Source organism: Bradyrhizobium sp. USDA 4503 (genome assembly GCF_054055815.1).
In genome coordinates this window covers 6641791-6667074 of the sequence record NZ_JBSRXS010000001.1, presented here as the reverse complement: position 1 = coordinate 6667074, position 25284 = coordinate 6641791, and the positions used below count along the sequence as shown (strand labels likewise).

The 25284-nt window shown below is 63.8% G+C and carries 28 protein-coding genes; 4 read left to right on the top strand and 24 right to left on the bottom strand.

Going from position 1 to position 25284, the window contains the following annotated elements:
- The first annotated feature begins 203 nt into the window (after positions 1 to 203).
- Positions 204 to 569, top strand: coding sequence for a methylamine utilization protein (locus ACVMIH_RS31695; protein WP_028334698.1), 366 nt, complete (start codon positions 204 to 206; stop codon positions 567 to 569).
- A 20-nt stretch (positions 570 to 589) separates the two neighbouring features.
- On the opposite strand, the gene ACVMIH_RS31690 is transcribed toward ACVMIH_RS31695, so the two are convergent.
- From ACVMIH_RS31690 to urtA, 19 genes are all read right to left on the bottom strand, one after another.
- Positions 590 to 1573, bottom strand: a complete 984-nt coding sequence (locus tag ACVMIH_RS31690) for a hypothetical protein (protein ID WP_057016179.1) — start codon at positions 1571 to 1573, stop codon at positions 590 to 592.
- A gap of 504 nt (positions 1574 to 2077) precedes the next feature.
- A complete protein-coding gene (locus ACVMIH_RS31685) occupies positions 2078 to 3106 on the bottom strand; it encodes a cytochrome-c peroxidase (protein WP_057016131.1) in 1029 nt (342 codons plus the stop codon).
- A gap of 179 nt (positions 3107 to 3285) precedes the next feature.
- Positions 3286 to 4947 (bottom strand): CHASE domain-containing protein, encoded by a 1662-nt coding sequence (locus ACVMIH_RS31680; protein ID WP_050387210.1) that lies wholly within the window; start codon positions 4945 to 4947, stop codon positions 3286 to 3288.
- 4 nt (positions 4948 to 4951) lie between these two features.
- Positions 4952 to 5206: a hypothetical protein gene (locus ACVMIH_RS31675; protein WP_316395951.1), complete on the bottom strand. Its 255-nt coding sequence runs from the start codon at positions 5204 to 5206 to the stop codon at positions 4952 to 4954.
- Between the two features lie 168 nt (positions 5207 to 5374).
- A complete protein-coding gene (gene ureG / locus ACVMIH_RS31670; protein WP_028334695.1) occupies positions 5375 to 6013 on the bottom strand; it encodes an urease accessory protein UreG in 639 nt (212 codons plus the stop codon).
- A gap of 150 nt (positions 6014 to 6163) precedes the next feature.
- Positions 6164 to 6901: an urease accessory protein UreF gene (locus ACVMIH_RS31665; protein WP_057016129.1), complete on the bottom strand. Its 738-nt coding sequence runs from the start codon at positions 6899 to 6901 to the stop codon at positions 6164 to 6166.
- The gene (locus ACVMIH_RS31660) at positions 6882 to 7499 is read right to left on the bottom strand and encodes an urease accessory protein UreE (protein ID WP_456853527.1); all 618 of its coding nucleotides are present in this window, start codon (positions 7497 to 7499) and stop codon (positions 6882 to 6884) included. The genes ACVMIH_RS31665 and ACVMIH_RS31660 overlap by 20 nt, the downstream gene beginning before the upstream one ends.
- A gap of 7 nt (positions 7500 to 7506) precedes the next feature.
- Entirely contained in the window at positions 7507 to 7806 is a 300-nt protein-coding gene (locus ACVMIH_RS31655) for a putative quinol monooxygenase (protein ID WP_028342270.1), read from the bottom strand.
- A 24-nt stretch (positions 7807 to 7830) separates the two neighbouring features.
- On the bottom strand, positions 7831 to 8130 hold the full coding sequence (locus ACVMIH_RS31650; RefSeq protein WP_024581875.1) for a putative quinol monooxygenase: 300 nt from the start codon (positions 8128 to 8130) through the stop codon (positions 7831 to 7833).
- Between the two features lie 111 nt (positions 8131 to 8241).
- Positions 8242 to 9957 (bottom strand): urease subunit alpha, encoded by a 1716-nt coding sequence (ureC, locus tag ACVMIH_RS31645; RefSeq protein WP_456864538.1) that lies wholly within the window; start codon positions 9955 to 9957, stop codon positions 8242 to 8244.
- A gap of 1 nt (position 9958) precedes the next feature.
- Positions 9959 to 10513, bottom strand: coding sequence for an HD domain-containing protein (locus tag ACVMIH_RS31640; RefSeq protein WP_092086600.1), 555 nt, complete (start codon positions 10511 to 10513; stop codon positions 9959 to 9961).
- 4 nt (positions 10514 to 10517) lie between these two features.
- The gene (locus tag ACVMIH_RS31635; RefSeq protein WP_028334688.1) at positions 10518 to 10823 is read right to left on the bottom strand and encodes an urease subunit beta; all 306 of its coding nucleotides are present in this window, start codon (positions 10821 to 10823) and stop codon (positions 10518 to 10520) included.
- A 109-nt stretch (positions 10824 to 10932) separates the two neighbouring features.
- Positions 10933 to 11235, bottom strand: coding sequence for an urease subunit gamma (locus ACVMIH_RS31630; protein ID WP_456864536.1), 303 nt, complete (start codon positions 11233 to 11235; stop codon positions 10933 to 10935).
- A 27-nt stretch (positions 11236 to 11262) separates the two neighbouring features.
- Positions 11263 to 12099: an urease accessory protein UreD gene (locus ACVMIH_RS31625; protein ID WP_168858006.1), complete on the bottom strand. Its 837-nt coding sequence runs from the start codon at positions 12097 to 12099 to the stop codon at positions 11263 to 11265.
- A gap of 49 nt (positions 12100 to 12148) precedes the next feature.
- The gene (urtE, locus tag ACVMIH_RS31620) at positions 12149 to 12844 is read right to left on the bottom strand and encodes an urea ABC transporter ATP-binding subunit UrtE (protein WP_057016124.1); all 696 of its coding nucleotides are present in this window, start codon (positions 12842 to 12844) and stop codon (positions 12149 to 12151) included.
- A gap of 4 nt (positions 12845 to 12848) precedes the next feature.
- A complete protein-coding gene (gene urtD, locus ACVMIH_RS31615; RefSeq protein WP_016842654.1) occupies positions 12849 to 13610 on the bottom strand; it encodes an urea ABC transporter ATP-binding protein UrtD in 762 nt (253 codons plus the stop codon).
- 4 nt (positions 13611 to 13614) lie between these two features.
- Complete coding sequence (gene urtC, locus ACVMIH_RS31610; protein WP_076824891.1) at positions 13615 to 14784, bottom strand: urea ABC transporter permease subunit UrtC; 1170 nt, start codon at positions 14782 to 14784, stop codon at positions 13615 to 13617.
- Positions 14781 to 16379: an urea ABC transporter permease subunit UrtB gene (gene urtB / locus ACVMIH_RS31605; protein WP_456866590.1), complete on the bottom strand. Its 1599-nt coding sequence runs from the start codon at positions 16377 to 16379 to the stop codon at positions 14781 to 14783. Before urtB ends, urtC begins: the two co-directional genes overlap by 4 nt.
- Positions 16380 to 16523: 144 nt before the next feature.
- Entirely contained in the window at positions 16524 to 17819 is a 1296-nt protein-coding gene (gene urtA / locus ACVMIH_RS31600; RefSeq protein ID WP_371852088.1) for an urea ABC transporter substrate-binding protein, read from the bottom strand.
- A gap of 523 nt (positions 17820 to 18342) precedes the next feature.
- On the opposite strand from urtA, the gene ACVMIH_RS31595 reads away from it, so the two are divergent.
- The 3 genes from ACVMIH_RS31595 (at position 18343) to ACVMIH_RS31585 (ending at position 20625) form a co-directional block, all read left to right on the top strand.
- Positions 18343 to 19815 (top strand): DEAD/DEAH box helicase, encoded by a 1473-nt coding sequence (locus tag ACVMIH_RS31595; RefSeq protein WP_456864534.1) that lies wholly within the window; start codon positions 18343 to 18345, stop codon positions 19813 to 19815.
- A gap of 24 nt (positions 19816 to 19839) precedes the next feature.
- Entirely contained in the window at positions 19840 to 20133 is a 294-nt protein-coding gene (infA, locus tag ACVMIH_RS31590) for a translation initiation factor IF-1 (protein ID WP_016842649.1), read from the top strand.
- 279 nt (positions 20134 to 20412) lie between these two features.
- Positions 20413 to 20625, top strand: a complete 213-nt coding sequence (locus ACVMIH_RS31585; RefSeq protein WP_016842648.1) for a cold-shock protein — start codon at positions 20413 to 20415, stop codon at positions 20623 to 20625.
- A gap of 119 nt (positions 20626 to 20744) precedes the next feature.
- Here ACVMIH_RS31585 and ACVMIH_RS31580 read toward each other — a convergent pair whose 3' ends face one another.
- The 5 genes from ACVMIH_RS31580 to ACVMIH_RS31560 form a co-directional block, all read right to left on the bottom strand.
- Positions 20745 to 21374 (bottom strand): TadE/TadG family type IV pilus assembly protein, encoded by a 630-nt coding sequence (locus ACVMIH_RS31580; RefSeq protein ID WP_168858009.1) that lies wholly within the window; start codon positions 21372 to 21374, stop codon positions 20745 to 20747.
- An 8-nt stretch (positions 21375 to 21382) separates the two neighbouring features.
- The gene (locus ACVMIH_RS31575; protein WP_168858010.1) at positions 21383 to 21952 is read right to left on the bottom strand and encodes a TadE/TadG family type IV pilus assembly protein; all 570 of its coding nucleotides are present in this window, start codon (positions 21950 to 21952) and stop codon (positions 21383 to 21385) included.
- Positions 21953 to 22123: 171 nt separating this feature from the next.
- Positions 22124 to 22630, bottom strand: coding sequence for a pilus assembly protein N-terminal domain-containing protein (locus ACVMIH_RS31570; RefSeq protein WP_057016118.1), 507 nt, complete (start codon positions 22628 to 22630; stop codon positions 22124 to 22126).
- 196 nt (positions 22631 to 22826) lie between these two features.
- The gene (locus tag ACVMIH_RS31565; protein ID WP_456864532.1) at positions 22827 to 24272 is read right to left on the bottom strand and encodes a hypothetical protein; all 1446 of its coding nucleotides are present in this window, start codon (positions 24270 to 24272) and stop codon (positions 22827 to 22829) included.
- 15 nt (positions 24273 to 24287) lie between these two features.
- Entirely contained in the window at positions 24288 to 25118 is an 831-nt protein-coding gene (locus tag ACVMIH_RS31560; RefSeq protein ID WP_026192176.1) for a sterol desaturase family protein, read from the bottom strand.
- Between the last annotated feature and the right edge of the window lie 166 nt (positions 25119 to 25284).

Sequence of the window (25284 nt, the reverse complement as noted above, 5' to 3'; positions counted from 1 at the left end):
GTAGTGCTCGATACTCAAGCTACGCAGAAACGCGCAGCACTGCGGAAAATAACTGTCTGCTCAAAATTGCTTTAGTAGTGACTGGAACTCATGCTGAAATCGTTAAGATCAGCTGGCGATAATCACCCTTACAGGTGATCCGGGAGCCACATTTGCAGCCCGGGATAGCCGATATTTGGTGTTCGAGGTTCAGCGGGGGTCTCATGCAGTCAGGCTTGTTGCGCGCCTTGCGCTTGGGCCAGTTCGGCCGCGTGCCGTTTGCGGCGGCGATCGTCACTGGAGCGCTTATTGGAGCAGCTTTGGGCGCAGCCCCTTATGTCATTTCGCAGAAGGATCGTGAATTCAAACCCGCGCAGATCTCGATCAAGCGGGGTGAGGTTTTACGGTTCGTTAACGATGACGGCGAACTGCTGCATCACGCTTATTTGAGCACTGATACGTTCAGTTTCGACTCGGGTGACCAGCAGCCGGGCAGCAAGTTCGACGTCACTTTCTCGGTGCCCGGCGACTACACCGTGCTGTGCGGCATTCACCCGAAGATGAAGCTTGCCGTCCACGTCGCCAAATAGCCGCCCCAGGCGGCGGCGATCTACAGGACCGACGTCTTGAAGATCGCAGCGTGGCCGAAATAATAGACAAACAAGGTCACCGACAGCGCGGCACAGAGCGCGACGGGGGCGAGCCACGGCGCACGACGGTCGCGCGACAACACCTTGTTGTCGGCGACAATCGCTAGCAGGACAGCGATGATTGCCGAGTGTCCGATCGTGTCGATCTTGCCGAATTCGAAGCACGCGCTGATGAACATCCCCGTCAGCACGGTTGCGGCGCAGCGCCGGATCAGCGGCGTCCAGATCAAGGCAAAGGCAAGCGTGAATTCTACCATGCCGGCGGCGCGCATGTAGAACTCGTTGTCGAAGCCCAGCGTCATCGCGGAATGCTCGATCAGCAGCGGGAAGCTCCACTCCGGATAGGCCCATTTTTCAACCGAGGCCCACATCAACGTCACCGCGGCGGCGTAGCGCATCACGTCGATCGGCCGGATTCCGAACAGATCCTTGTTCAGCCCAACCAGCGCAAAATAGGCGGCAACACCGAGAAAGATCGGGTAATCGGCGAGGTGAAAGACACCGTAGTCGCGCACACCGATCCCGAACAGGACCACCATCCCCGCCGCCGACAGCGGCAGCGTGCGTCGTGACAGCATCCCGGCAGCGATCGCAAGCTGCAGCGCGCCGACATACGGCGACGTCGTCTTCAACTCGGGCGTCAACAGGATGCCGCCCACGGCCCAGATCGAGATGAAGAAGAACCCGCACACGGCGCGCATCATCAATTCGGTGCGCAGCCGCAGCCCCTCGGTGACGCGGTCCATCACCCGGATCGTGGCGTCACCCAGCGAGGTGGGCTCGATCAGGCAACCCGCAAACAGCCAGAAGATGGCGACACCGAGCAGCAGTTCGAAATCCAGGCAAAGGACATTCTCGAGTCCGCGGGGCTGGCCGGCGACATCGTAGGCACAAAACCATTTGACATGTGCCTCGGCACTGCGCGCGGCGACGACACAAAACAGAACCGCTGCAAGGCACGTGGCGAAAAAGGAGCGCACCGCCGAGACGGTATCTCGCGCCCATCCACTAAACATTGAACCAACCGCCCACACACTTAAGGACTTGTTTAACTTATATCAAATTTTAAGCTTTGCGCCTGCCGGGACATCCCGTGGTTGCATTGTGGTTAATCGTGGCGGGCGAGCCCCCGGCCTGTCCCTTAGTGCAGTCTTTACAGCCGGTTGCCTCAAATTTTAGCTAATTCCGGCACGGGAGCTCAATTCAACTGTCGTAGTGAAATCCGGACAAATCGGATCGGGAGGCCGGTACAGTGTTCGGAGCGTTGAGCGTCGTAAGTATCGGGGTGGGGTCGGCCCTCGCCTATGTGACAAGATCGTCCGCTGCGCGCACAGCGACCCTCGAGACCTGCGCGGGCGCATTCGTGATCGTGGGGCTCGGCCTCCTGGGCGCGGCGCTGCCGCACCTGTCCTGAAACGAACCTCGTTCTGAACCGCGTTGAGCCGAGGTCAGCGCGGCAGTTTGGGGACGCCTGCCACCGGCGGGGCCGTCGCGGTCAGGGTTTGCAGGAAGGCGATGAGGTCGTTCTTCTCGTCTGCCGTCAGGGACAGCGGCTTGATGTCGGGCGATCGGCTCGGCCGATCGATCCCACCCTTGTTGTAAAGCTCGATGACATCTTCCAGCGTGGCCACCGATCCGTCGTGCATATAGGGCGCGCGGCGCGCGACGTCGCGCAATGTCGGCGTCTTGAACGCATATTTCAGCTTCGCCGAGGTCGGAAAGAAACGGCCGCGCCCGATGTCATGGCCCTTGGCGGTGCCGATATCCTGGAAGGATCCGTCGGAAAACGACGGGCCGCTGTGGCAAGCCGAGCAACGTGCCTTGCCGTTGAAAAGCTCAAAGCCGTGCTGGGCTGATTTGCTGATGGCGGTGTCGTCGCCCTTGATCCAACGGTCGAACGGAGCCTCGCCTGCGACGATGGAGCGCTCGAAGGTCGCCAATGACGCCTCGATCCTCGGCCGCGTGATCGCGCCGTCTCCGAATGCGTGGGCGAAGGCATCGACATAGCCGGGGATCGCCGAAAGTCGCGCAATCAATTCCGGCTCGGTCATGTTCAGGTTCGCCGGACTGAGGATCGGCCCGAACGCAACGGATTCCAGATCCCTGAACTTGCCGTCCCATCCCAGCGGCTCGAAGAAGGCCACATCGATCAATGTCGGCGAGCGGATCGGCAGGCCCTTGGGATCCTCACCGATGGCGCGCGGAAGGCCATCGGCCCATGAAAGGGATGGCCTGTGGCAACTCGCGCAGGAGTGTGTCTTTGACCTCGACAGCAGCGGATCGAAGAACAGCAGTTGCCCAAGCGCGGATTTCGCCTCCGAATAGGGATTGCTGCTCGGGAACGGAACGACGTCCGGCCTCCGATAGCTGGCACGGATAGTCGCAGGGTCGCCGGGCGGCGCTGCCGGAGTCAAGGCAAGCGACAGCCCTACCGGCAAAACTGCCGCGAGCAAGGTCAGGCTGACCCAAAGCCTCATCGGGGTCCTCAGACGGTATCCTGCTCGGTATATGCCCAAGCATGTTCAACGAAGTTTTAACAATCGGTTGCGGTCTATTACTGATAGTGGGCATTGGTCACGATGACGCCGGCGCATGCTTGCGCGCGTGATTTCGATCAATCCGCGCGTCGATCCGATCACACAACCTGAGGCAGCCGCTACTTCTTCACCGGGCGCAGCGGCGCGGAGAACTGCTCGGTGCGGTCGCGCTCGGTCATGTCGACGACGGTGTCCATCGGCGCGGTCAGTTCATAGACATAGGAGACGTCGGTGAAATAGCGCTTCGCGGTGCCGCCGAGCGCCTCGGGCGCGACGCGGTCGAGCAGGATCAGGCCGAAATCACTGTCGGCTCGCCGCGTCGCCTGGCTGGTGTTGAACTCTTCCCAGCGGAAATGAAAGACCGAGTCCGCATCCTCGCCGACGACCTCCCAATTGGCGACGATGTGCGGGTGCTTGCCGACCAGCGACAGCCCTTCGTCGGAATGCGAGGCGAGCTCGAAGAACAGCAGCGACAGCGATTGGGCGGCGCGGGCGCTGACCGTGATGTCGGGACCGTTCACCGCGATCCGGTCGGCATGCGGGATCGCGCGCGATTCGAACAGGCCCTTCAGCTTGACGCCCTGCCACTGGCTCTCGCTGAGCAGCGTGACGACGTTCGACATCGCGTGGATGCGCCCGATCAAGAGCTCGCGCGCGACATCGATATCGGCGCCGTGCCGCAGCGTGCGGGTCACGATCGACTGGATCACCGCGAGGATGTTCTTGACGCGATGGTTGAGCTCGTCGATCACGGCGGTCAACCGGCGCTCGAATCCGATGCGGACCTCGATCTCGCGGCTGAGGCGCAAATTGTTATAGGCGACATAGCCGAACAGGCCGCAGACGATGCCGGTCAGCGCGAGGCCGATCGCCGCGACGATGGTCGCGGTCTGCTGCGCACGCACCGTGGCGTTGCTCTTGGCGTAATAGTCGAGCGACCAGTCACGGCCGCCGAACGTCACCGTGCGCACCATCGACGGCAGCGGGCCGTCCTGGCGCACCGCGCGCGAGGTGACGATGCCCTGCTCGTTGGCGGTGAACTCGTCGTTGGAGTCGCGCGGATCCTTCAACGCCACCGCGAATAGCGAGCTATCGTCGTTGGTCAGCATCAGCGACGACAGCTCATAGGAGAAGGTGATGAAGCCGGCCGGCTCGGATGCGCCCTCCTGGAACACCGGCGCGGCGAGCACGACCCCGACCGGGCCGTTCTGCCGCAACAGCGGCACCGGGTCGGAGGCCACCGGCTTGGCGTTGGCCATCGCCCGCGCCAGCATCGGGCCCACCACCGAGTGGCGGTCGAAGGCGCGGCCCGGAATGCTCAAGGTCTCCGGATTGCGCGGCTCGACGTCCATCAGCACGTTGATCGGCTTGTCGAGCGCCTTGAGGTCGAGCGCCTGGTCGTCGAAATCCCGGATGGTCGGATTGGTGAAGCCGTTGGCCTTCAGCTCGGCCTCCGCCGCGGCGAGCTCGTCCGGCTTGAGCCGCGCGATCCAGGCGGCGACGACGAAATCGGTCTTGAAGGCGTAGATCGCCGAGCGCAGCGGCTGCAGCATGTTGGCCTTCACCATCGACGGCGCCCGGAACAGCCCGGAGGCGACCCGCGCCAGCAGCTCGCGCTCGGTCAGGCGGTCCTGCACCAGGCTGGCATGGACGTCGATCGCCCGCGCCAGCGCGATGCCGTCGATCGCGAGCTCCTGATCGTGCACCCGATAGGCGGCAAGACCGGAGAGCAGAACTCCGATCAGCGCAATCAAGGCAACGATGAAGCCCAGTCGAACCACACGCTTACTCGGCAATCAGGGGGTGGCGAAAGGGGACGGAAGTCATCTGGCTTCTGCAAGGGCGGCGACAAATCAGGATGCGATGAAGGCCCGCCGCAAAGGAATATGGAATAGCAATCATCGGTCCGCAACAGGAGCCGGTCGGCAGCATTAACGACGACGCCACCCGGCGGTCTTTGGCGGCGCCAAAGGTTGCTAATCGGCAAAGTTGGAAATTGTTCCGGCGATTGCGCAGCTTTTTTGCGGCGGCCAGCGACATCCAGCCAAGTGCCTCACCGTCATCCTGCAGCGCGTCTCGAAGGATGAACGGCCCACCGGTGGCCGTTCATCCTTCGAGGCTCGCTCTGCTCGCGCCTCCAGCGATAAAGGCGAAGCCTTTGCGCGGGGATGACGGGATAAGGGTTCGCACCGCCACAATGATTAACGCCTAACCCGCCTTGACCTTGCCCTGCGACCGAAGGCCGCCCTTGGTCTCGATGAAGCTGATGATGCGATCGAGGCCGTCGCTCTTCTTCAGGTTGGTCATCACGAAGGGCCGCTCGCCGCGCATCCGCCTGGCGTCGGTGTCCATCTTCTCGAGTGACGCACCGACATGGGGTGCGAGATCGATCTTGTTGATCACCAGGAGGTCGGATCGCGTGATGCCGGGGCCGCCCTTGGAGGGGATCTTGTCGCCGGCGGCAACGTCGATGACGTAGATCGTCAGATCGGCCAATTCCGGCGAGAAGGTCGCCGCCAGATTGTCGCCGCCGGATTCGATCAGCACCAGATCGAGGTCGGGGAATTTTGCCCGCATGTCGGCAACCGCGGCGAGATTCATCGAAGCGTCCTCGCGGATCGCAGTATGCGGACAGCCGCCGGTCTCGACACCGGCGATGCGGTCCGGCGTCAGCGAACCGGAGCGCACCAGAAACTCGGCATCCCATTTGGTGTAGATGTCGTTGGTGATCGCGGCGATGTCGTAGCGCTCGCGCATCGACTTGCAGAGCAGGTCCATCAGCGCGGTCTTGCCGGAGCCGACCGGGCCGCCGACGCCGACACGAAGTGGGCCGTGGGAAGTGGGCATATCAACAAGTCCCTCTATTGTCGTCCCGGCGAAAGCCGGGACCCATACCGCGTGATCCCTCAACCGGGTCCAGTGGCCGACACCATCCGCAACAACCACCCCCTGTGGTTATGGGTCCCTGCTTTCGCAGGGACGACAGCGGAAGATGCATCATGACCGGAACAGCCTCGTGTATTGCGTCTCGTGACGCAGGCTTGCGAGATCGGCGCGAAAGGTCGCGCCGCCGAGATCGTCGAGCGAGGCCGCATTGGCCCGCGCCGCGGTCGCAGCAACGACCAGCTCGAGACCGGCCAACACGCGCTGACTGTCGGTCTGCCCGAGCGGGATCAGCCGGCTGCCCGCGGAAATCCAGTTCGAGGTCACTGCATGCAGGAAGGCGTGCAGCGCCGGCGCAAGCCGAATGCCGTGTGCAGCGCTGACGATGCCGACCGCGACGGGGTAGACGACAGGGCCGTTGCAAGCCGCAATCATCGCGTCGAGGCCGGGCGAATTCCACGCGGCACGGGCGATCTCGATGAAGGCGCGCCCCTGCGTCGTGGTCTCGAGCTGCCGCTCGCGCGACGGCACGAAGGCCGCGGCAAGCTCGGCGACCTGCTCCAGCCCGGCATGATTGGGCTGCAACGCCGCACGAAAACTCTGCGCGAGAAACACAGCGTCGCAAAATCCGCTGCCGTCGGAAAGCATCGCGGCGAGCCAGCCGCGCAGCGACGCGGCATCCGTGATGTCGCCGGCCTCGACCGCCCATTCGATGCCGCTGGAATAGGCGAACGCCCCCACCGGAAAGGACGGCGACAGCCATGTCATCAGCCGGTACAGCGCGGCCGCCTCGTCCTCCGCCATCCCGCCGCGCAGCGCGGCGGGATCAGGCTCATTTGTGGTCATGAGCATGGGAGTGATCGTGGTGATGATGAGCATGCTCGCAATGCTCATCATGATGATGGTCGTGGTCATGGGCAGGCCCATGATCATGGCCATGGTGGTGGCCGTGATCATGGGCATGGCTGTGGGCATGATCGTGCCCGGTGTGACCATGCGCGTGCTCGTCGGCATGCGCATGCTCGGTATAGGCGCCGCCCTCGGGATCGAACGGCGCCTCAATCTCGATCACACGGGCCCCTAACCCCTTCACCATCGCCTCGATCACGTGATCCCTGCGGATGCGCAATCCCTTCGGCATGATCTGCGTCGGCAGATGACGGTTGCCGAGATGCCAGGCGACCCGGATCAGATGATGCGGATCGCTGCCCCGGATTTCCGCCAGCGGCTCGGGAGCTGCGACCACCTCGACGAGGCGGCCGTCCTCCAGCACCAGCGCATCGCCGCCGCGCAGCGCGACGGCGTTTTCGAGATCAAGCAGGAATTCGAGCCCGCGCGTCCCTGACATCACCATCCGCCGCCGGTGCCGGTCGTCGAAATCTAGCACGACGGTATCGGCTGGCGGTTCCTTCCAGCGGTGCTGTCCCAGGACTTTGGTGGCGCGGATCATCGATGCCTCAGAGCTTCTCGACCTTGGCGTCGCTGATGATCTCGATCACCGTCGGCCCGGTCTTCATGTTAGCGGAATATTCGCGCCATACCTTCATGTGCGGCGCCCTGGCATGGCCGTTGAGATCCTCGCGGCTCTCCCAGCGCTCGACCACCACATAGAGGTTGGGATCGTTGACGCTGACATTGCCGTCATAGGAGATGCAACCCTTCTCCTTGCGGGTCTCGACCGTGCAGGCCTTGTGCCCCTTGATGAAGTCGTCCTTGTTCTCCGGCTTCATCGGCGTGGTGGCGATGACATAGATCATGGATTATCTCCCTTCTTTTTCTCGTTAGCGGACGTCGACCTTCTCGGGCGTGATCACCTCGATCTTCGGCGGCGCGGCCATGCATTTCACCGCGACCCGGCCGAACGTCTTCATGTGCTCGGCGGTGCGATGCGGCACCAGCGCCTCCGCGTTCTCCCACTGCTCGACGAACACCATCTTGCTGTGGTCGGTGACGCTCTCATGCAGATCGTAAGCGATGTTGCCGGGCTCCTTGCGGGTTTCTTTGATGCAGGCCGTCGCCGCAGCAATGAATTCGGCGCGGGTCTCGGGCTTGATGGTCAGCGTAGCAACGACGTAAATCACGGAAGTTCCTCCCGGTTTTCTGTTTTGGCTTGAGTCTTGTTTTGACGCGTTTTCTTTCCGCGAACCGGAAATCCACTTCGCTCGAAAACGCTCTGGTTACCGGGACGGGTTTTAGAACATAAAATAGCGCTGTGCCATGGGCAGCACCTCGGCCGGCGCGCAGGTCAGCAGCTCGCCGTCTGCGCGTACCTCATAGGTCTCGGGATCGACCTCGATCTCGGGCGTCGCGTCGTTGTGGATCATGCTCTTCTTGGAGATCTTGCCGCGGGTGTTCTGCACCGCATAGAGCTTCTTGGCTGTGCCGAGCTTGCGGGCGAGACCGCCGCTCGCCGCGGCCTTCGAGGTGAACACCACCGAGGATGCGGTGAGCGATTTGCCGAAGGCGGCGAACATCGGCTGGTAATGCACCGGCTGCGGCGTCGGGATCGAGGCGTTGGGATCGCCCATCGGCGCCGCCACGATCGAGCCGCTCTTGATGATGCAGTCCGGCTTGACGCCGAAGAACGCCGGCGACCACAGCACGAGGTCGGCGAGCTTGCCCTTCTCGACCGAACCGATCAGCTTCGACACGCCGTGCGCGATCGCGGGGTTGATGGTGTATTTGGCGATGTAGCGCTTGACGCGGAAATTGTCGTTGTCGTTGCCCTTGTCCTGCGGCAGCGACCCACGTTGCTTCTTCATCTTGTCGGCGGTCTGCCAGGTGCGAATGATGACCTCGCCGAGCCGGCCCATCGCCTGCGAGTCCGACGACATCATCGAGAGCGCGCCGAGATCGTGCAGGATGTCCTCGGCGGCGATGGTCTCCTTGCGGATCCGGCTCTCGGCGAAGGCGAGGTCTTCGGCGATCGACGGATCGAGGTGATGGCACACCATCAGCATGTCGAGATGCTCGTCGATGGTGTTGCGGGTGAACGGCCGGGTCGGATTGGTCGAGGACGGCAGCACGTTCTTCAGCCCGGCAATCTTGATGATATCCGGCGCATGGCCGCCGCCGGCGCCCTCGGTGTGGAAGGCATGGATGGTGCGGCCCTTGAACGCCTTCACCGTATCCTCGACGAAGCCGGATTCGTTCAGCGTGTCCGAATGCAGCATCACCTGGACGTCGTAGTCGTCGGCAACCGAGAGACAGGTGTCGATCGCCGACGGCGTGGTACCCCAGTCCTCGTGCAGCTTCAGCGCGCAGGCGCCGCCCTTGATCATCTCGACCAGCGCCGCCGGACGCGAGGCGTTGCCCTTGCCGGAGATGCCGAGGTTGACCGGGAAGGCGTCGAACGACTGGATCATCCGCCCCATGTGCCAAGGGCCAGGCGTGCAGGTGGTGGCGAAGGTGCCGTGCGACGGACCGGTGCCGCCGCCGAGCATCGAGGTGACGCCAGACATCAGCGCGTGCTCGATCTGCTGCGGGCAGATGAAATGGATGTGGCTGTCGAAACCGCCGGCGGTGAGGATCTTGCCTTCGCCGGCGATCACGTCGGTGCCGGGGCCGATGATGATGGTCACATTGGGCTGGATGTCCGGATTGCCGGCCTTGCCGATCGCCGCGATCATGCCCTCCTTGATCGCGACGTCGGCCTTCACGATGCCCCAGTGATCGACGATCAGCGCGTTGGTGATGACGGTATCCGCCGCGCCTTGCGCGTTGGTCACCTGCGACTGCCCCATGCCATCGCGGATCACCTTGCCGCCGCCGAACTTCACCTCCTCGCCATAGGTGGTGAGATCCTTCTCGACCTCGATGATCAGATCGGTGTCGGCAAGCCGAACCCTGTCGCCGGTGGTCGGGCCGAACATGTCGGCATAGACGGAACGCTTGATCTTCACGGACATGTCAGCCCCCAGTTTCAGTCAGCGCGGCCTTGGCACGCGCAATCGTGTCGTCGAAAATGCGGTCGAGCCGCGGATTGATGCCCCGGCAACCGGCAACGACCTTGTCGGCCCAGGCCGCATAGTCGGCGAGATCATCGCGCTCGTCCTTGCTCGGATGCGGCACGATCCGCGCGCCGATATTGCTGATCTTGTCGGCGATCTTGATCAGCTTTGCACCGGGAGATTTGTGCGGAGCATCCTCGATCTGCTTTTGCCGGCGGGCAGGCTTTGGCAGGCTCATGTCATCGGTGCACTCGACCACCAGCGAGGCAACGCGCGCGGTGAACTTCTGCGCGAGCTCCTCGCGCGTGGTCTCGGTGTCCTCGATGGTGTCGTGAAGCCAGCCGGCAGCCACCAGTTCGGCATCGGCGCCATCGGTCACCTGCGCGAGCAGGTTCGCGACCTCGGCGAGATGGTTGATGTAAGGCTCGCTCCCCCGCCCCTTGCGCGCCATCCCGTTATGACGGTGCGCGGCAAGCTCGGCAGCTTCGGAGACCATGCGGACAGCGGGAAGCATGGCGCTACAGCTTCCCCTTCACCTCGGCGCGAAAGCCGTAGATCACGCGCTTGCCGGCAAGTGCGACGAGCTGGACGTCGCGGGTCTGGCCGGGTTCGAAGCGGACGGCGGTGCCGGCGGCGATGTCGAGGCGCATGCCGCGGGCTTTCTTGCGGTCGAATTTCAGCGCCGGGTTGGTCTCGAAGAAGTGGTAATGCGAGCCGACCTGGATCGGACGATCGCCGGTGTTGGCGACCGAGAGCGTCACGGTCTTGCGGCCGGCATTGAGCTCGATCTCGCCGTCCTTGATGAAGAGTTCGCCGGGGATCATTCGTCTCTCCTGTCATTCCGGGGCGATGCGCAGCATCGAACCCAGAATCTCCTGAAACAACCTCTGGATTCCGGGTTCGGCCTTCAGCCGCCCCGGAATGACAATGACGCTATCGGATCGGCTCGTGCACGGTGACGAGCTTGGTGCCGTCGGGGAATGTCGCCTCGACCTGGATGTCGTGGATCATCTCCGGGATGCCATCCATCACCTGCGCGCGGGTCAGGAGCTTGGCGCCGGCCTGCATCAGCTCGGCGACGGTGCGGCCGTCGCGCGCGCCCTCGACGATGAAGTCGGTGATCAACGCGACGGCTTCGGGATGGTTCAGCTTGACGCCGCGCTCGAGCCGGCGCCGCGCCACCATGGCCGCCATCGAAACCAGGAGTTTGTCCTTTTCGCGGGGAGACAAATTCATGCGAGCACTCTGAAAGCGTTGAAAGGATTAGTTGAGCCAAAGCCGCGGCAGCGGGACAGTGGAGGCGCGGCCGAGCACCGTCATCATGTCAGCGCGCAGCCGGGCCGCATCTTGGGCACAGAAGCGGGCCATTGCAAAGCCATTCCAGGCGGAGATGCCGACCTCGCCGCCGAAGCTTTCCGACGCCTCGCGGATGCGCTCGACCAAGGCTTCGTCACCCGGCACGATCAGCGCCGTGCCGATCGCGCAGCCGCCGCCCGCGATCGCGGGTCGCGCAAGCTTCTCGCCGATCTCGCCGTCGAGCCTGACGGTCTCGGCGAACACCAGCTTGCCGCCACGGCGCATCCGCCAGCGGTCGACGAACTCGCCGTGGCGCATGGTCTCGCCCATCGCGGCGCGGCCGAACACCACGATCTCGCAGAGCAGGAGCGAGGCACCCTCGGCAAGGTCGATGTCGAAGCCGCGGTGAATGCGGGCACGGTCGAACAGGATGGTTTCCTGCGGCAGCCAGGCGAGATGCGCGCCTGCGGCAACGGTCAGCGCGATGTCGAGCCGTGCCGCCGCTGCCGGTGCACGGTAGACTTTCTCAGCCGCCGCGGTGGTCAGCGTCAAACGCGCGCCCTCGCCGGCCGCGACCGCGATCTCGAAGCGATCCCCGCCGGCAATGCCGCCGGCGGTGTTGACGAACATGGCCGAGAGACCGTCGTCCTCCGGCGATGGGAAGCGGACGCGCAGCGAGCCGGACTCATGCAGGTCGCCGCGGCGGGTGGCGCCGTCTTTCAGATGCACGCCGAACCGGACCGCACCCTGGGCGCGGTTTGCCGCAAACGTCGCCGCTGCCGCGCCTGCGATCCCGGTCCGCATTCCCCCGACGCTCCCTTCGCGCGCCACGACAGGCGGCGTCACATCCTGTTCACAGCGCCATCTGGCGGCTGATCTCGGCGGGATCGAGGCTTGCGCGGTCGCAGGCATATTTCACCGCACCCCGGTCCATCACGGCAAAACTGTCGCCGAGTTCGCAGGCAAAGTCGAGATATTGTTCGACCAGCACGATGGCGATGTTGCCGAGATTGCGCAGATAGGAGATGGCGCGGCCGATATCCTTGATGATCGAGGGCTGGATGCCCTCGGTCGGCTCGTCGAGCAGCAGGAGCTTTGGCCGCATCACCAGCGCGCGGCCGATCGCAAGCTGCTGCTGCTGGCCGCCGGAAAGGTCGCCGCCGCGGCGGCCCAGCATGGTCTCCAACACCGGAAACAGCGAGAACACGTCGTTGGGAATGTTGCGGTCTTCGCGCTTGAGCGGACCGAAGCCGGTCTTGAGGTTCTCTTCCACCGTCAGCAGCGGAAAGATCTCGCGGCCCTGCGGCACGAAGCCGATGCCGCGCCGCGCCCGCTCATAGGGCTTTAGCGCGGTGATGTCCTTGCCGTCGAAATTGATCGTGCCGGAAGCGATCGGATACTGGCCGACCATGGCGCGGAGCAGCGAAGTCTTGCCGACGCCGTTGCGGCCGAGCACACAGGTGACCTTGCCCGGCTCGGCGGTCAGCGACACGCCGCGCAGCGCCTGCGCCGCACCGTAATAGAGATTGATGTTGTCGATCTTCAGCATCGCGCTAGCGCCCCAGATACACTTCGACCACCCGCTCGTTCGACGACACCTGGTCGATCGAACCTTCGGCGAGCACCGAGCCCTCATGCAGGCAGGTCACCTTGACGCCGAGCTCGCGCACGAAGGTCATGTCATGCTCGACCACCATGATGGTGTGATTCCTGTTGATCTCCTTCAGGAGCTCCGCGGTCAGATGGGTCTCGACATCGGTCATGCCGGCGACCGGCTCGTCGACCAGCAGCACCTTCGGGTCCTGCGCCAGCAACATGCCGATCTCGAGCCACTGCTTCTGGCCGTGCGACAGGCTGCCGGCGAGGCGGTTGCGCGCATCGGTCAGGCGGATGGTCTCGAGCACCTTGTCGATGCGCTCGGACTCAGCCTTGCTGCCGCGCCAGAACAGCGTGCCGCGCACGGAATGATCGACATTGAGCGCGAGCAGGAGGTTGTCCTGCACGGTCTGGCTCTCGAACACCGTCGGCTTCTGGAATTTGCGACCGATGCCGAGCTCGGCGATACGGGTCTCGTCGAGCCGGGTCAGGTCGACGGTGCCGTCGAACAGCACCGTGCCCTCGTCGGGTTTGGTCTTGCCCGTGATGATGTCCATCATCGTGGTCTTGCCGGCGCCGTTCGGGCCGATGATGGCGCGCATCTCGCCGGGCTCGAGCGCCAGCGACAGATTGTTGATGGCGTGAAAACCGTCGAACGAGACGTGCACACCGTCGAGGTAGAGCATGGCCGAAGTGGCGCGGGTATCCATGACGTTCATCTGCCTACTCCGCCGGGTTCGGTGCGCCGATGCCGTCTTCGCGCGCGGCACTCTCGGCGTCGGGTGAGCCGCGCCGCGCTTTCAGCGGCTCCCACCAGGCGTTGAAGGTACCGACGATGCCCTTGGGCAACAGCAACGTGACCAGGATGAACAGCGCGCCCAGCATGAACAGCCAGTACGGCGCAAGCGGCCCCGAGGTGAAGAACGTCTTGGCGTAGTTGACGACGACAGCGCCGAGTGCCGCGCCGATCAGCGTGCCGCGGCCGCCGACCGCGACCCAGATCACCGCCTCGATCGAGTTGGCGGGCGCGAACTCGCTCGGATTGATGATGCCGACCTGCGGCACGTACAGCGCACCGGCGACGCCGGCCATGCAGGCCGACAGCGTGAACACGAACAGCTTGTAGGATTCGACACGATAGCCAAGGAAACGGGTCCGGCTTTCGGCGTCACGTACTGCGATTAGGACCTTGCCGAGCTTCGAGGTCACGATCGCGCGGCAGATCAGGAACGCGATGATCAGCGCAAGGCAGCTCAGCAGGAACAGCGCCGCGCGGGTGCCTTCGGCCTGCACGTTGAAGCCGATGATGTCCTTGAAGTCGGTCAGCCCGTTATTGCCGCCGAAGCCGAAATCGTTGCGGAAGAACGCCAGCAGCAGCGCATAGGTCATCGCCTGCGTGATGATCGACAAATACACGCCGGTGACGCGCGAGCGGAAGGCGAGCCAGCCGAAGCAGAAGGCGAGCAGACCCGGCACCAGCAGCACCATCAGTGCGGCGAACCAGAACTTGTCGAAGCCGTACCAATACCAGGGCAGCTTGCTCCAGTTCAGGAACACCATGAAGTCGGGCAGGATCGGGTTGCCGTAGACGCCGCGGCTGCCGATCTGGCGCATCAGGTACATCCCCATCGCGTAGCCGCCCAGCGCGAAGAACGCACCGTGGCCGAGCGAGAGGATGCCGCAATAGCCCCAGATCAGATCGATCGAGAGCGCGAGGATGGCGTAGCAGACATATTTGCCCCACAGCGCGACCAGATAGGTCGGCACCTGGAACATCGAGCCCTGCGGCAGCAGCAGGTTCGATAGCGGGATCAGCACGCCGATCGCGGCGACGATCAGGACGAACGCGGTCGCCGCGCGGTCGAGCGAACGGGTGAGGATGTGCGGCGTCATGCTTCCACCGCCCGACCCTTGAGCGCGAACAGGCCGCGCGGCCGCTTCTGGATGAACAGGATGATCAGCACCAGGATCGCGATCTTGCCGAGCACCGCGCCCGCGACAGGCTCGAGGAACTTGTTGGCGATGCCGAGCGTGAAGGCGCCGACCAGGGTGCCCCAGAGATTGCCGACGCCACCGAACACCACGACCATGAAGCTGTCGATGATGTAGCTCTGGCCGAGATTCGGGCTGACATTGTCGATCTGCGACAGCGCCACGCCGGCAATGCCGGCGATCCCCGAGCCGAGGCCGAAGGTCAGCGCGTCGACGCGCGAGGTGGCGATCCCCATCGAGGCCGCCATGCGGCGGTTCTGGGTCACCGCGCGCATCTCGAGGCCAAGCGCGGTGTAGCGCAGCATCGCCAGCAGGATGGCAAACACCGCGAGCGTGAAGCAGAGGATCCAGAGCCGGTTATAGGTGATCGTGATCTGGCCGAGCTCGAAGGCGCCGCTCATCCAGGAGGGGTTGCCGACCTCGCGGTTGGTCGGGCCGAACGCGGTGCGCACCGCCTGCTGCAACACCAGCGACAGGCCCCAGGTCGCGAGCAGCGTCTCCAGCGGACGGCCGTAGAGGAAGCGGATGATGGTGCGCTCGATCACGACACCGATCAAGCCGGCGACCAGGAAGGCGAGCGGCACCGCGATCAGCAGCGAATAGTCGAACAGCGCAGGATAGCGGCTGCGGATCACCTCCTGCACCACGAAGGTGGTGTAGGCCCCGAGCATCACCATCTCGCCATGCGCCATGTTGATGACGCCCATCACGCCGAAGGTGATGGCAAGCCCAATCGCGGCGAGCAGCAGCACCGAGCCGAGTGATAGGCCGTACCAGGCATTCTGCACCATCGACCACATCGCCAGATTGCTCTGGATCGAGGACACCGCGCTTGCGGCCGCGTTGGCGACCAGCGGCGGCTGGTCGGCGCCGAGGCCGGTGAGCAGCGCCAGCGCCTCCTGATCGCCGCGCGCCTTGACCACGGCGACGGCGTCGAGCTTGTCGCTGTCGGATGCGTCCGACTTGAACAGGATGATGGCGGCGCGCGCCTCGGCGAAGGCCTGCTTGACCGACTTGACGTTCTCCTTGGCGAGCGCAGCCTCCACCGTCGGCAGCAAATTCTCCTCGTGGCTCTTGAACACCGACTGCGCGGCGGCGAGGCGTTTGGCCGGATCCGGCGACAGCAGCGTCAGGCCGCCGAGCGCAGCCTCCACGGTGCGGCGCAGGCGGTTGTTGAGGCGGACGGCGGCGGCGTTGTCGGACAGCTTGTCGACCGCAGCACCGGTGGTGGCGTCGACAATCTTGCCGTCGGTCCGCGTGATGAAGACCTTCTTGCTGTCGGGATCGGCCGAGAGCCGGCCGTCCTGCAGCGCGCTGATGATGGGCGAGGCCAGCACATTGCCCGACGCGGCGACCTCGCCGATCGCCGCCTCGGTGTCGGAGAACTCGTCATTGGCGAATTTGGCGACCGAATCCTCGAACGGACCAGCCAGCGCCGGCACTGTGAGGCAGCTCAGCAGCAGGATCGAGAGAAACAGCGCACGAAAACGATCAATACAATTGGCGAACACGTCAGTACCCCGGCAGGAGTGTGAGGAGAAGGCGGCGAGCTGTGCCGCCTTCTCCAGGTTCTTGGATGGTTGCGTTGTGTCGTTGTTCAGGTCAGGAGCTCAGGAGCCCTGTTGTCAGGAGCCCTATTGTCAGGAACCCTGGCCGCCGCACTTGTTGGTCTTGGTGTTGAAGTTGCCGCACTTCTTGCCGACCCAATCGCCGATCAGGTCCTTGGAGCCCTCGAGCTCCTTCGACCAGGCGTCGCCGGCCACCAGGCCCGGGGTCTTCCAGACCACGTCGAACTGGCCGTTGCCCTTGATCTCGCCGATGAACACCGGCTTGGTGATGTGATGGTTCGGCAGCATCTGCGACACGCCGCCGGTCAGGTTCGGCGCCTCGATGCCGGGAAGCGCATCGATCACCTTGTCCGGATCGGTCGACTTCACCTTCTCGACCGCCTTCACCCACATGTTGAAGCCGATGTAGTGCGCTTCCATCGGATCGTTGGTCACGCGCTTCGGGTTCTTGGTGTAGGCCTGCCACTCCTTGATGAACTTCTCGTTCGCCGGGGTCTTGATCGACTCGAAGTAGTTCCAGGCGGCGAGATGGCCGAGCAGCGGCTTGGTGTCGATGCCGGCGAGCTCTTCCTCGCCGACCGAGAACGCGACCACCGGGATCTCGGTCGCCTTGATGCCCTGGTTGCCGAGCTCCTTGTAGAACGGAACGTTGGCGTCGCCGTTGATGGTCGAGACCACCGCGGTCTTCTTGCCGGCCGAGCCGAACTTCTTGATGTCGGCCACGATCGTCTGCCAGTCGGAGTGACCGAACGGCGTGTAGTTGATCATGATGTCGTCCTGGGCGACGCCCTTCGACTTCAGATAGGCTTCCAGGATCTTGTTGGTGGTGCGCGGATAGACGTAGTCGGTGCCGGCCAGCACCCAGCGCTTCACCTTCTCTTCCTTCATCAGATAGTCGACCGCCGGGATCGCCTGCTGGTTCGGCGCCGCGCCGGTGTAGAACACGTTGCGCTCGGACTCCTCGCCCTCATACTGTACCGGGTAGAACAGGATGTTGTTCAGCTCCTTGAACACCGGGAGCACGGATTTGCGCGACACCGAGGTCCAGCAGCCGAACACGACCGCGACCTTGTCCTTGGTGATCAGCTCGCGGGCCTTTTCGGCGAACAGCGGCCAGTTCGAAGCGGGGTCGACCACGACGGGCTCGAGCTTCTTGCCGAGCACGCCGCCCTTCTTGTTCTGCTCGTCGATCAGGAAAAGGATCGTGTCCTTCAGCGTGGTTTCGCTGATGGCCATGGTGCCCGACAGCGAGTGAAGGATGCCAACCTTGATGGTGTCGTCGGCCGCTTGCGCGGGCGCGAGGGACGAGGACGCAGCCAGACCCAAAACCAGGCCGGCCGTCGCCGCGAGCGCGCGGCGGCGGGTCATCGTCGTTATTTTGTGAGAAAGCTGAGTAAGCATGAAATGTCGTCTCCCTGACGCAGGCGTGGAACGCTGCGAACGGCCGCTTGGCCGCCTGCGGTTAAGGGAATCGCAAGAACTGTGCCACGGTGCGCGGGCACCGTAAGCCGATGAACCGGCTGGATAATTTCATCGGTTCCGGGCAAATACGGAAGCCGACTGCCCAATCATTGAGCCGCCAACTTGACTGCCGAAAGAGCAATCAGATTATTTTTTAGGCAAAATTTCAATCTTGGCTAAATTTCCGGCATCGATTTGTGACAGTTTGCGCGATGGTTCAGCGAACTCCGGGCACCAAAGACGGCAATCTCATCTTGAAACCGCCCAGTTCCTGGTCCATATCCTCGCCATGCCCGCGAGAGTCGCGGTGCCTTCGCGAGCTGCGTGTTCAAGCTGCCCCAAGCGGCTTCTGGCTCGCCTTTCAGCTAACCCAGCTTGACGCCCCAGACACGCGGGTGTCCCCGAATGCCTTCACACGCTTCCGGCCGATATGGGCCGGGACGACGACGGCTTTTATGGAAAGAACCACCTTTTGACCTCCTTTCAGGATTTCGGCCTCGCCGATCCCATCGCCCGCGCGCTCCGAGAAGAAAATTATCTCACGCCGACCCCCATCCAGGCCCAGACCATCCCGCTAGCCCTTGCCGGCCGCGACGTCGTCGGCATCGCCCAGACCGGTACCGGCAAGACCGCCTCCTTCGCGCTGCCGATCCTGCACCGGCTGCTCGAGAACCGCGTCCGCCCGCAGCCCAAGAGCTGCCGCGTGCTGGTGCTCTCGCCGACCCGCGAACTGTCCGGGCAGATCCTCGACAGTTTCAACACCTATGGCCGCCACATCCGGCTGTCCTCGGCGCTCGCCATCGGCGGCGTGCCGATGGGCCGCCAGGTCCGCTCCCTGATGCAGGGCGTCGAGGTGCTGGTCGCCACCCCCGGCCGCCTGCTCGATCTCGTGCAGAGCAACGGGCTGAAGCTCAACCAGGTCGAGTTCCTGGTGCTCGATGAAGCCGACCGCATGCTCGACATGGGGTTCATCAACGACATCCGGAAAATCGTCGCCAAGCTGCCGATCCGGCGCCAGACGCTGTTCTTCTCGGCCACCATGCCCAAGGACATCGCCGAGCTCGCCGAGGCGATGCTGCGCGACCCGGCCCGCGTGGCGGTGACGCCGGTGGCCTCGACGGTGGATCGCATCGCCCAGCGCGCGATCCAGGTCGATTTCGCGGCCAAGCCGACGGTTCTCGCCCAGTTGCTGAAGCAGGAGCCGGTCAACCGCGCCCTGGTCTTCACCCGCACCAAGCACGGAGCCGACAAGGTGGTGAAAAGCCTTGCCAAGGCCGGCATCGAGGCCAATGCGATCCACGGCAACAAGTCGCAGAACCACCGCGAGCGCACGCTGGCGGCGTTCCGTTCCGGCGAGATCCGCACGCTGGTGGCGACCGATATCGCCGCCCGCGGCATCGACGTCGACGGCGTCAGCCACGTCGTGAATTTCGACCTGCCCAATATCCCGGAGACCTACGTCCACCGCATCGGCCGCACGGCGCGCGCCGGCGCCGACGGCGTCGCGATCTCGCTGATCGCCGGCGCCGAGGAGATGGGCTATCTGCGCGATATCGAGCGGCTGATCCGGATTACCGTGCCGCGGGAAGACCGCCGCACGCAAGGCAGCTCCTCTGGCGGCCGCGAGGCCGCCGGGCCGGCGCAGGCCACCCACCCGCACCGGGGCGGCCGCTCTGCGCCCCGTGCGCATAATGTCCGTGGGAATGAGGCCGCTCCGGGCGCAAAAGGCCCTCGCCGCCGCCGCCGTCGAGGTGGTAATAATGGCGCGCCGCAGACGAGCCGGGGCGAGTCGCCGCGTCCGTCGCAGGCCGGCAACAGCGAAGGCATTCAGGGCGTCGCCTTCTTGCATCGCGAGAGCCGGCCGAATCCGCAATCCAACCGCAACAACCGACCGAAGCACTAGCCGTCGCTCGATCTGGAGAAACATATGGCTAAGGAAGAGCTGATCCAGTTCGAAGGACTGGTGACCGAAATCCTCCCCGACGCTCGTTACCGGGTGCAACTCGATGCCGGGCACGAGATCGTCGCCTACACCGCCGGCAAGATGAAGAAAAACCGCATCAAGACGCTGGCCGGCGACCGCGTTACGATCGAAATGTCGCCCTACGATCTCGAAAAGGGGCGCCTGATCTTCCGGCACAAGGACGAACGTCCGAGCGGCGCGCCCGGCGGCCCGCCGCGGGGCGGAGCCCAGCGCGGCGGCCAGTTCCGCCGCCGATAAGCGGGATATTGCAACCGCTGCGGGCATGACGTCCTGATGTCCTGCGCACAATTGGCCGGCGGCTGCGCCGGCCAAAAAATCGCGCACGTCAGGATTGTTTTCAGGATTGTTTTGAAGCCTTCTATCGAATAATATCCTACCCATCGATTTTCGGCCGGACGACATTAGCCAATACCGGTACAGCCGGTTCAGACGCTGACGACCCTTCCAAAAATTCGATCTCACCACCCCGCCGATCAGCGGGTCTTGAACTTGTATATCTGAGAAGGGACTACCCACGTGAGCATGGGAACCGTGAAGTGGTTTAACGCGACCAAGGGCTACGGCTTCATCCAGCCGGATGAAGGCGGGAACGACGTGTTCGTGCACATCAGTGCAGTCGAGCGCGCCGGCCTTGGCACTCTGCGTGAAGGCCAGAAGATCTCCTACGAGATCGTGGCTGACCGCCGTTCCGGCAAATCCTCGGCCGACAATCTGCGCGCCGCCGGATAAGCCGATCTCCCGGGAGCGCGAAGCTCCAGGAAATTGTCGCTAAAGCATCAAGGGCCGCACCTTCGGGTGCGGCCCTTTTTGTCTGGATTGCCAACCGGCGTCCGCGTCGTTCGAAAGCTCTAATAGGTCGAGCAGGTCGTCGGCATGGTGGCGGACGTCGGGGCGTAGAACACGCAAACCGACTGCCGCGGCCTTGTGAAGGCGACATCGGTGAGATTGATGCCGCTCTTGGCCATCACATAACCGACCGTCGGAACGTATTTGTAGCTGACTTCGCTGAAGATCAGATAGGTGCCCGCAACCAGCAGCGCCGCCGGAACGACGCTGGTCACGACATCACCCTGGCTGCGGCTCGAGGCCGTCAATGTGGCCTGCGTGGCGCCCGTGGCCATCACTCCCGCCTTGCTCCACTGGATCCGCGCGACCTTCGAGGCATCGACGTAGATCTCCGACAAGGTGACCTTGGTCGGCGTCGGATCGTACGGCGTCATGATGCCGACGCTTGCACTGAAGAAGTTCTGCAGGTCGGCATCCACCACCTGCGTCGACTGCGAGGTCAGGTCCGACGCGGCGCGCGCCATCAAGGTGACCTTGCGGTCGACCGCGACACCGGATGAAAACTCGACGGTGCCGAAGAACAGCACCAGCATCAGCGGCAGGACGAAAGCGAACTCGACCGCAGCAAGGCCCCGGCGGTCATTGCAGAGGGCCGCGACGGAGCGCAGCAAGGCCGCTGCCTGGGTTTTCATGACGTTGCTCATGAGCATGTCGCCCCGGCGGTCCCGGATGGCTCGTTCTTGAATGTCGCGGTCGCGGTCAGCAGCCGCTTGCCGTTGGCGAGGTTGGCGACATTGAAGCCAAGCTTGGTGACGAACAACGGCCACTGATAGAACAGCCGGACCACCACGACGTCGCCGTCCTTGCCGGGACACCATTTCATGGCCGGAATGAATGCGTTGTTGGAATCGATTGGAGGCGCGATGTTGACGCTGCTGAAGCCCGTCGCAGCGGGATAGCTGCGCACGTCGACCGATATGCCGTTGGCGCAATCGAACAGCGGGTTGACCTGGCCGCAGACGTAGTTCTTGAACTGCTGCTGGGTATAGCTTGCGCCCTGCGCCTGACCGGTCATGATCATGCGCGCAGAATCCTGCGTCACCGTCTCCAGCACCTGGCTCGCGAAGAAGATCATCGCCACTTCGATGATCGCAAACAGCAGTCCGAAAAACAGCGGCGCGACCATCGCGAATTCGACCGCGGTCGCGCCACGGCGGTTTCTGCGAAAGCGATGGAGGAGGCGCGTGAAAGAATGAGCGGGTAGCGGCATCAACGACCCCGGATCAACATGGCGGCAACAACTACCCAAGACTCATTGTCGAAGTATTTCGCCGGATCGAGACAGGGCCACCCGATCCGTCAGGCCTTTCTTAACCATGTCGGATGAACCGCCTGCGGCAGGCGGCTGCCCCGGCGTGCGAAGCGCCGGCGCGGACACGCGCTAGTTCTGCGGCTTCGCGGCCGCGCCCGAGCCGGAGGCCTGGCTGTTGAGCGAGCCTGCCTGGTCCATGGTCGACTTGAAGTAGGTCTCGCCGTCGCCGAGGGTGATGCGACGCTGGCAGACCGGCATGCAGCTGTAGGTCTCGCGATCGACGCCGCGATAGACGGTGACAAGCTGGTCGGTCGGACCTTCGACCTGGATCTGGCGATCCACCAGCACCTGGCCGGTGCGGTCGAGTGCGATGAAGTTGGTCGCGCCGTAGCCCTTGCCGGTCACGACGACAACGCCGCCATTCTGCAGGGTGACGTCGGCGATCAGCGGGTTGCCGACCACGATGGTGGAAATGCCGCCGGGCAGCTTGACGAGCTTGGCCTGATCGACATTGACCGCAATCCGGTCCGGATCCGGCGCGGCCGTTGCGAATGCGGGCCACAGCAGAACGGCTGCGGCCAGCGAGATGAATCCAATGCGCGCGACGGCGCCAATACGCTGGAATTGAAACGACATACCTTACCCCGGGACGTTAACAAGCCGGCAAAAGCGATACGCAGCGGACCGGCGCCCGACGCAGGCAAATCTGACGGCAATTCATTTAAGAAGAGCAAAAATCGACCGCTGAATTGCGCGGATGTCACGACTTCTGGAACGGATCGACCAACGGCCCGGTGATCCCGCGGAAAAATGCCCCCGTGGGGACCGCCGCCTAGCCGGCACCACGCACATGCACCACCACGCGATCGTCGGCGTAGAGGCGCTGCCATCCATCGATGTGATCGAGAAACTTGGAGGCGGGCGTTGCCGGATCGAGCATCACCGCATCGATCCTGTAGGTCTTGAGCAGGTCGAGGAAGCCGTTGACGTCCTTGAGCTGGAGCGCACGATAATAGGCCATCTCGAATTTCTCGCCGTAAAGCTCGGCACGGCCGTCGACGAACACCGGCACCTGGCGCCAGATCAGATAGCCGCCGAACTGCAGATCATTGAGCACGCGCTGCACGTTGTGCGCCTTCAGCGCGTCGACGGCGGCAGCGGGCGAATGGATCGTCGGCGGCGACATGTCCCGACGCGCCGCGATGAACCAGGTCGCGGCGCAGAGCACGGCGATCAGCATCACGGCCGGCGTGGCCTTCAGCCGGACCACGCTTGCGGCACGCAGGCCGAACTGGGTTGCCACCGGCGTCAGCACAGCCAGCGGCAACAGCAGGGCGAAGAGCTCGAGATTCCTGACATGGGATAGCGCCATGTGCAGCAGGCCCAGCGCCAGGGCGATCCGCGGCAGCGGCAGCTTCACCCCGCAATAGAGCGCCCCGCCGATCAGGCCGAGAATGGCCAGCTCGAACGCATCGACGTGGCTGAAACTCGCCGGCATCCACTCCGTGATGAGATGCAGCAGTTCACCGAGGCTGAGAATCCTGAGCGAGGCGAGGATCGTCCCCCAGCCATAGGGCGTCACGCTGCACGCGGCCACCGCGCCGAGGCCGAATGCGGCCCAGCGCAGCGCCAGCGGCAATCTTTGCGCCGGCGCGGCGTTCCACAGCGCATCGAGCGCGAAGGCGCCGGCCAGCACCAGGCCAAACAGAAAGCCGCCATGCAGATTGGCCCAGAGCGCGATCAGCGGCAGCAGCCAGAACGAGGGGGCCTCGCGGCGTTCGCTGGCGAACATCAGGCCGTTCGCCCAGACTATCATGATCGGCAGCGCAAGCACATGCGGACGGGCCAGCAGATGCCCGCATGTCAGCACCAGCGCCGCCAGCGCAATCAGGCTCGCATGGATTGCCGGCAGCGCGCGGCCGAGGATGGCGGTGAGCAGCACGAAGGTGGCGGCACCGCAGGCCGCGGCCAGCACCGCAGGCCCGGTCCACCCGGCAAGGTCGTAGGCCTTCGCGAACAGGACCTGCGCCAGCCACGACGACGACACCCAAGGCTCACCCGCTTTGGTGAAGGAATAGATATCGACCGACGGCAATGCGCGGTGGTCGAGGATCCACCGACCGACGGTAATCTGCCAGTAGGTGTCGGAATCGGCGAGCAGCCTGTCGCCGACGACCAGCAGCAACGCATAGACGCCGCACGCCATCCAGAACCAGGCCGGGACTTCGGCGAACACCGAGGCCCGCGCCTGTGGGATGGTTGCGGTCTCAGCACTCATGCGCGCGCAGTCCGGTCAATGACGGAACGGATAGGCCAGCTGTCCGCCGATTTCGGCCGGCACGCCCTGCTCTGCGTCGACGCCGTAATCATCCGGAAGCTTGCCTTCGGGCATGCGGAATGTCCCGAAGAGAATGTCCCAGAGCGGAAACGTGCCGGCGAAATTGGTGTCGCCACCCTCCTCGAGCGCGGTGTGATGCCAGCGATGGAACACCGGCGTGGCGATCACATATTTGAACGGGCCGAGCGTCCAGTTCAGGTTGGCGTGCACGAAGGCGGAATGGAATGTGGTGAAGGGACCGACCCACAGCATGATGTTCGGCGAGATGCCGGCCATCAGCAGGATCACGTCGACCGAGATCGTGCCGATCAGCAGATTGACGGGATGGAAGCGCGCCGCCGAGATCCATTCGAGATCCTCGGAGGAATGATGAATGGCGTGGTACTTCCAGAAGCCGCCGCCGTGAAACATCCGGTGCAGCCAGTACAGCATGAAGTCGGAAGCGACCAGGAAGATGATCGATTGCAGCCAGAGCGGCAGCTGCGCCAGCGGGCCGTGTCCGTTCTCGTAGAACGAGATCAGCTCGTCGGCACCGTGCACATCGAACACCGCGGCCGCGCCCACCACCAGCAGCCCGATCCGCAGCACGCGGGCGAATACCGGCACGAAGAACCAGTAGCAGATGTCCGTGACCAGCTCGCGCTTCTGCCACCACGGCTTGCCGGGATTGCAGGCCCAGAAGTGGGTCAGCACCGTGAAGAACAGCGCGAGGCCGATCGTGATCGGCACCACCCTCATCATCGTCTGGCCGAGCATCTCGATGACTTCGATCGGGAGGGTGGACATGGCAGCCTCATACTACGGAAGCCCCATGGGTATAGATGTGCGCTTAAGGAGCCGTGAATAGGCGCCGGATGTCTGGTCGCAGCAACAATCCGCAATTTTAGCGGACCGTTTAATGCCAAATTTACTGTGCGCAACATCAGCGGGTTCCCGCAGAGTTTATGCGATC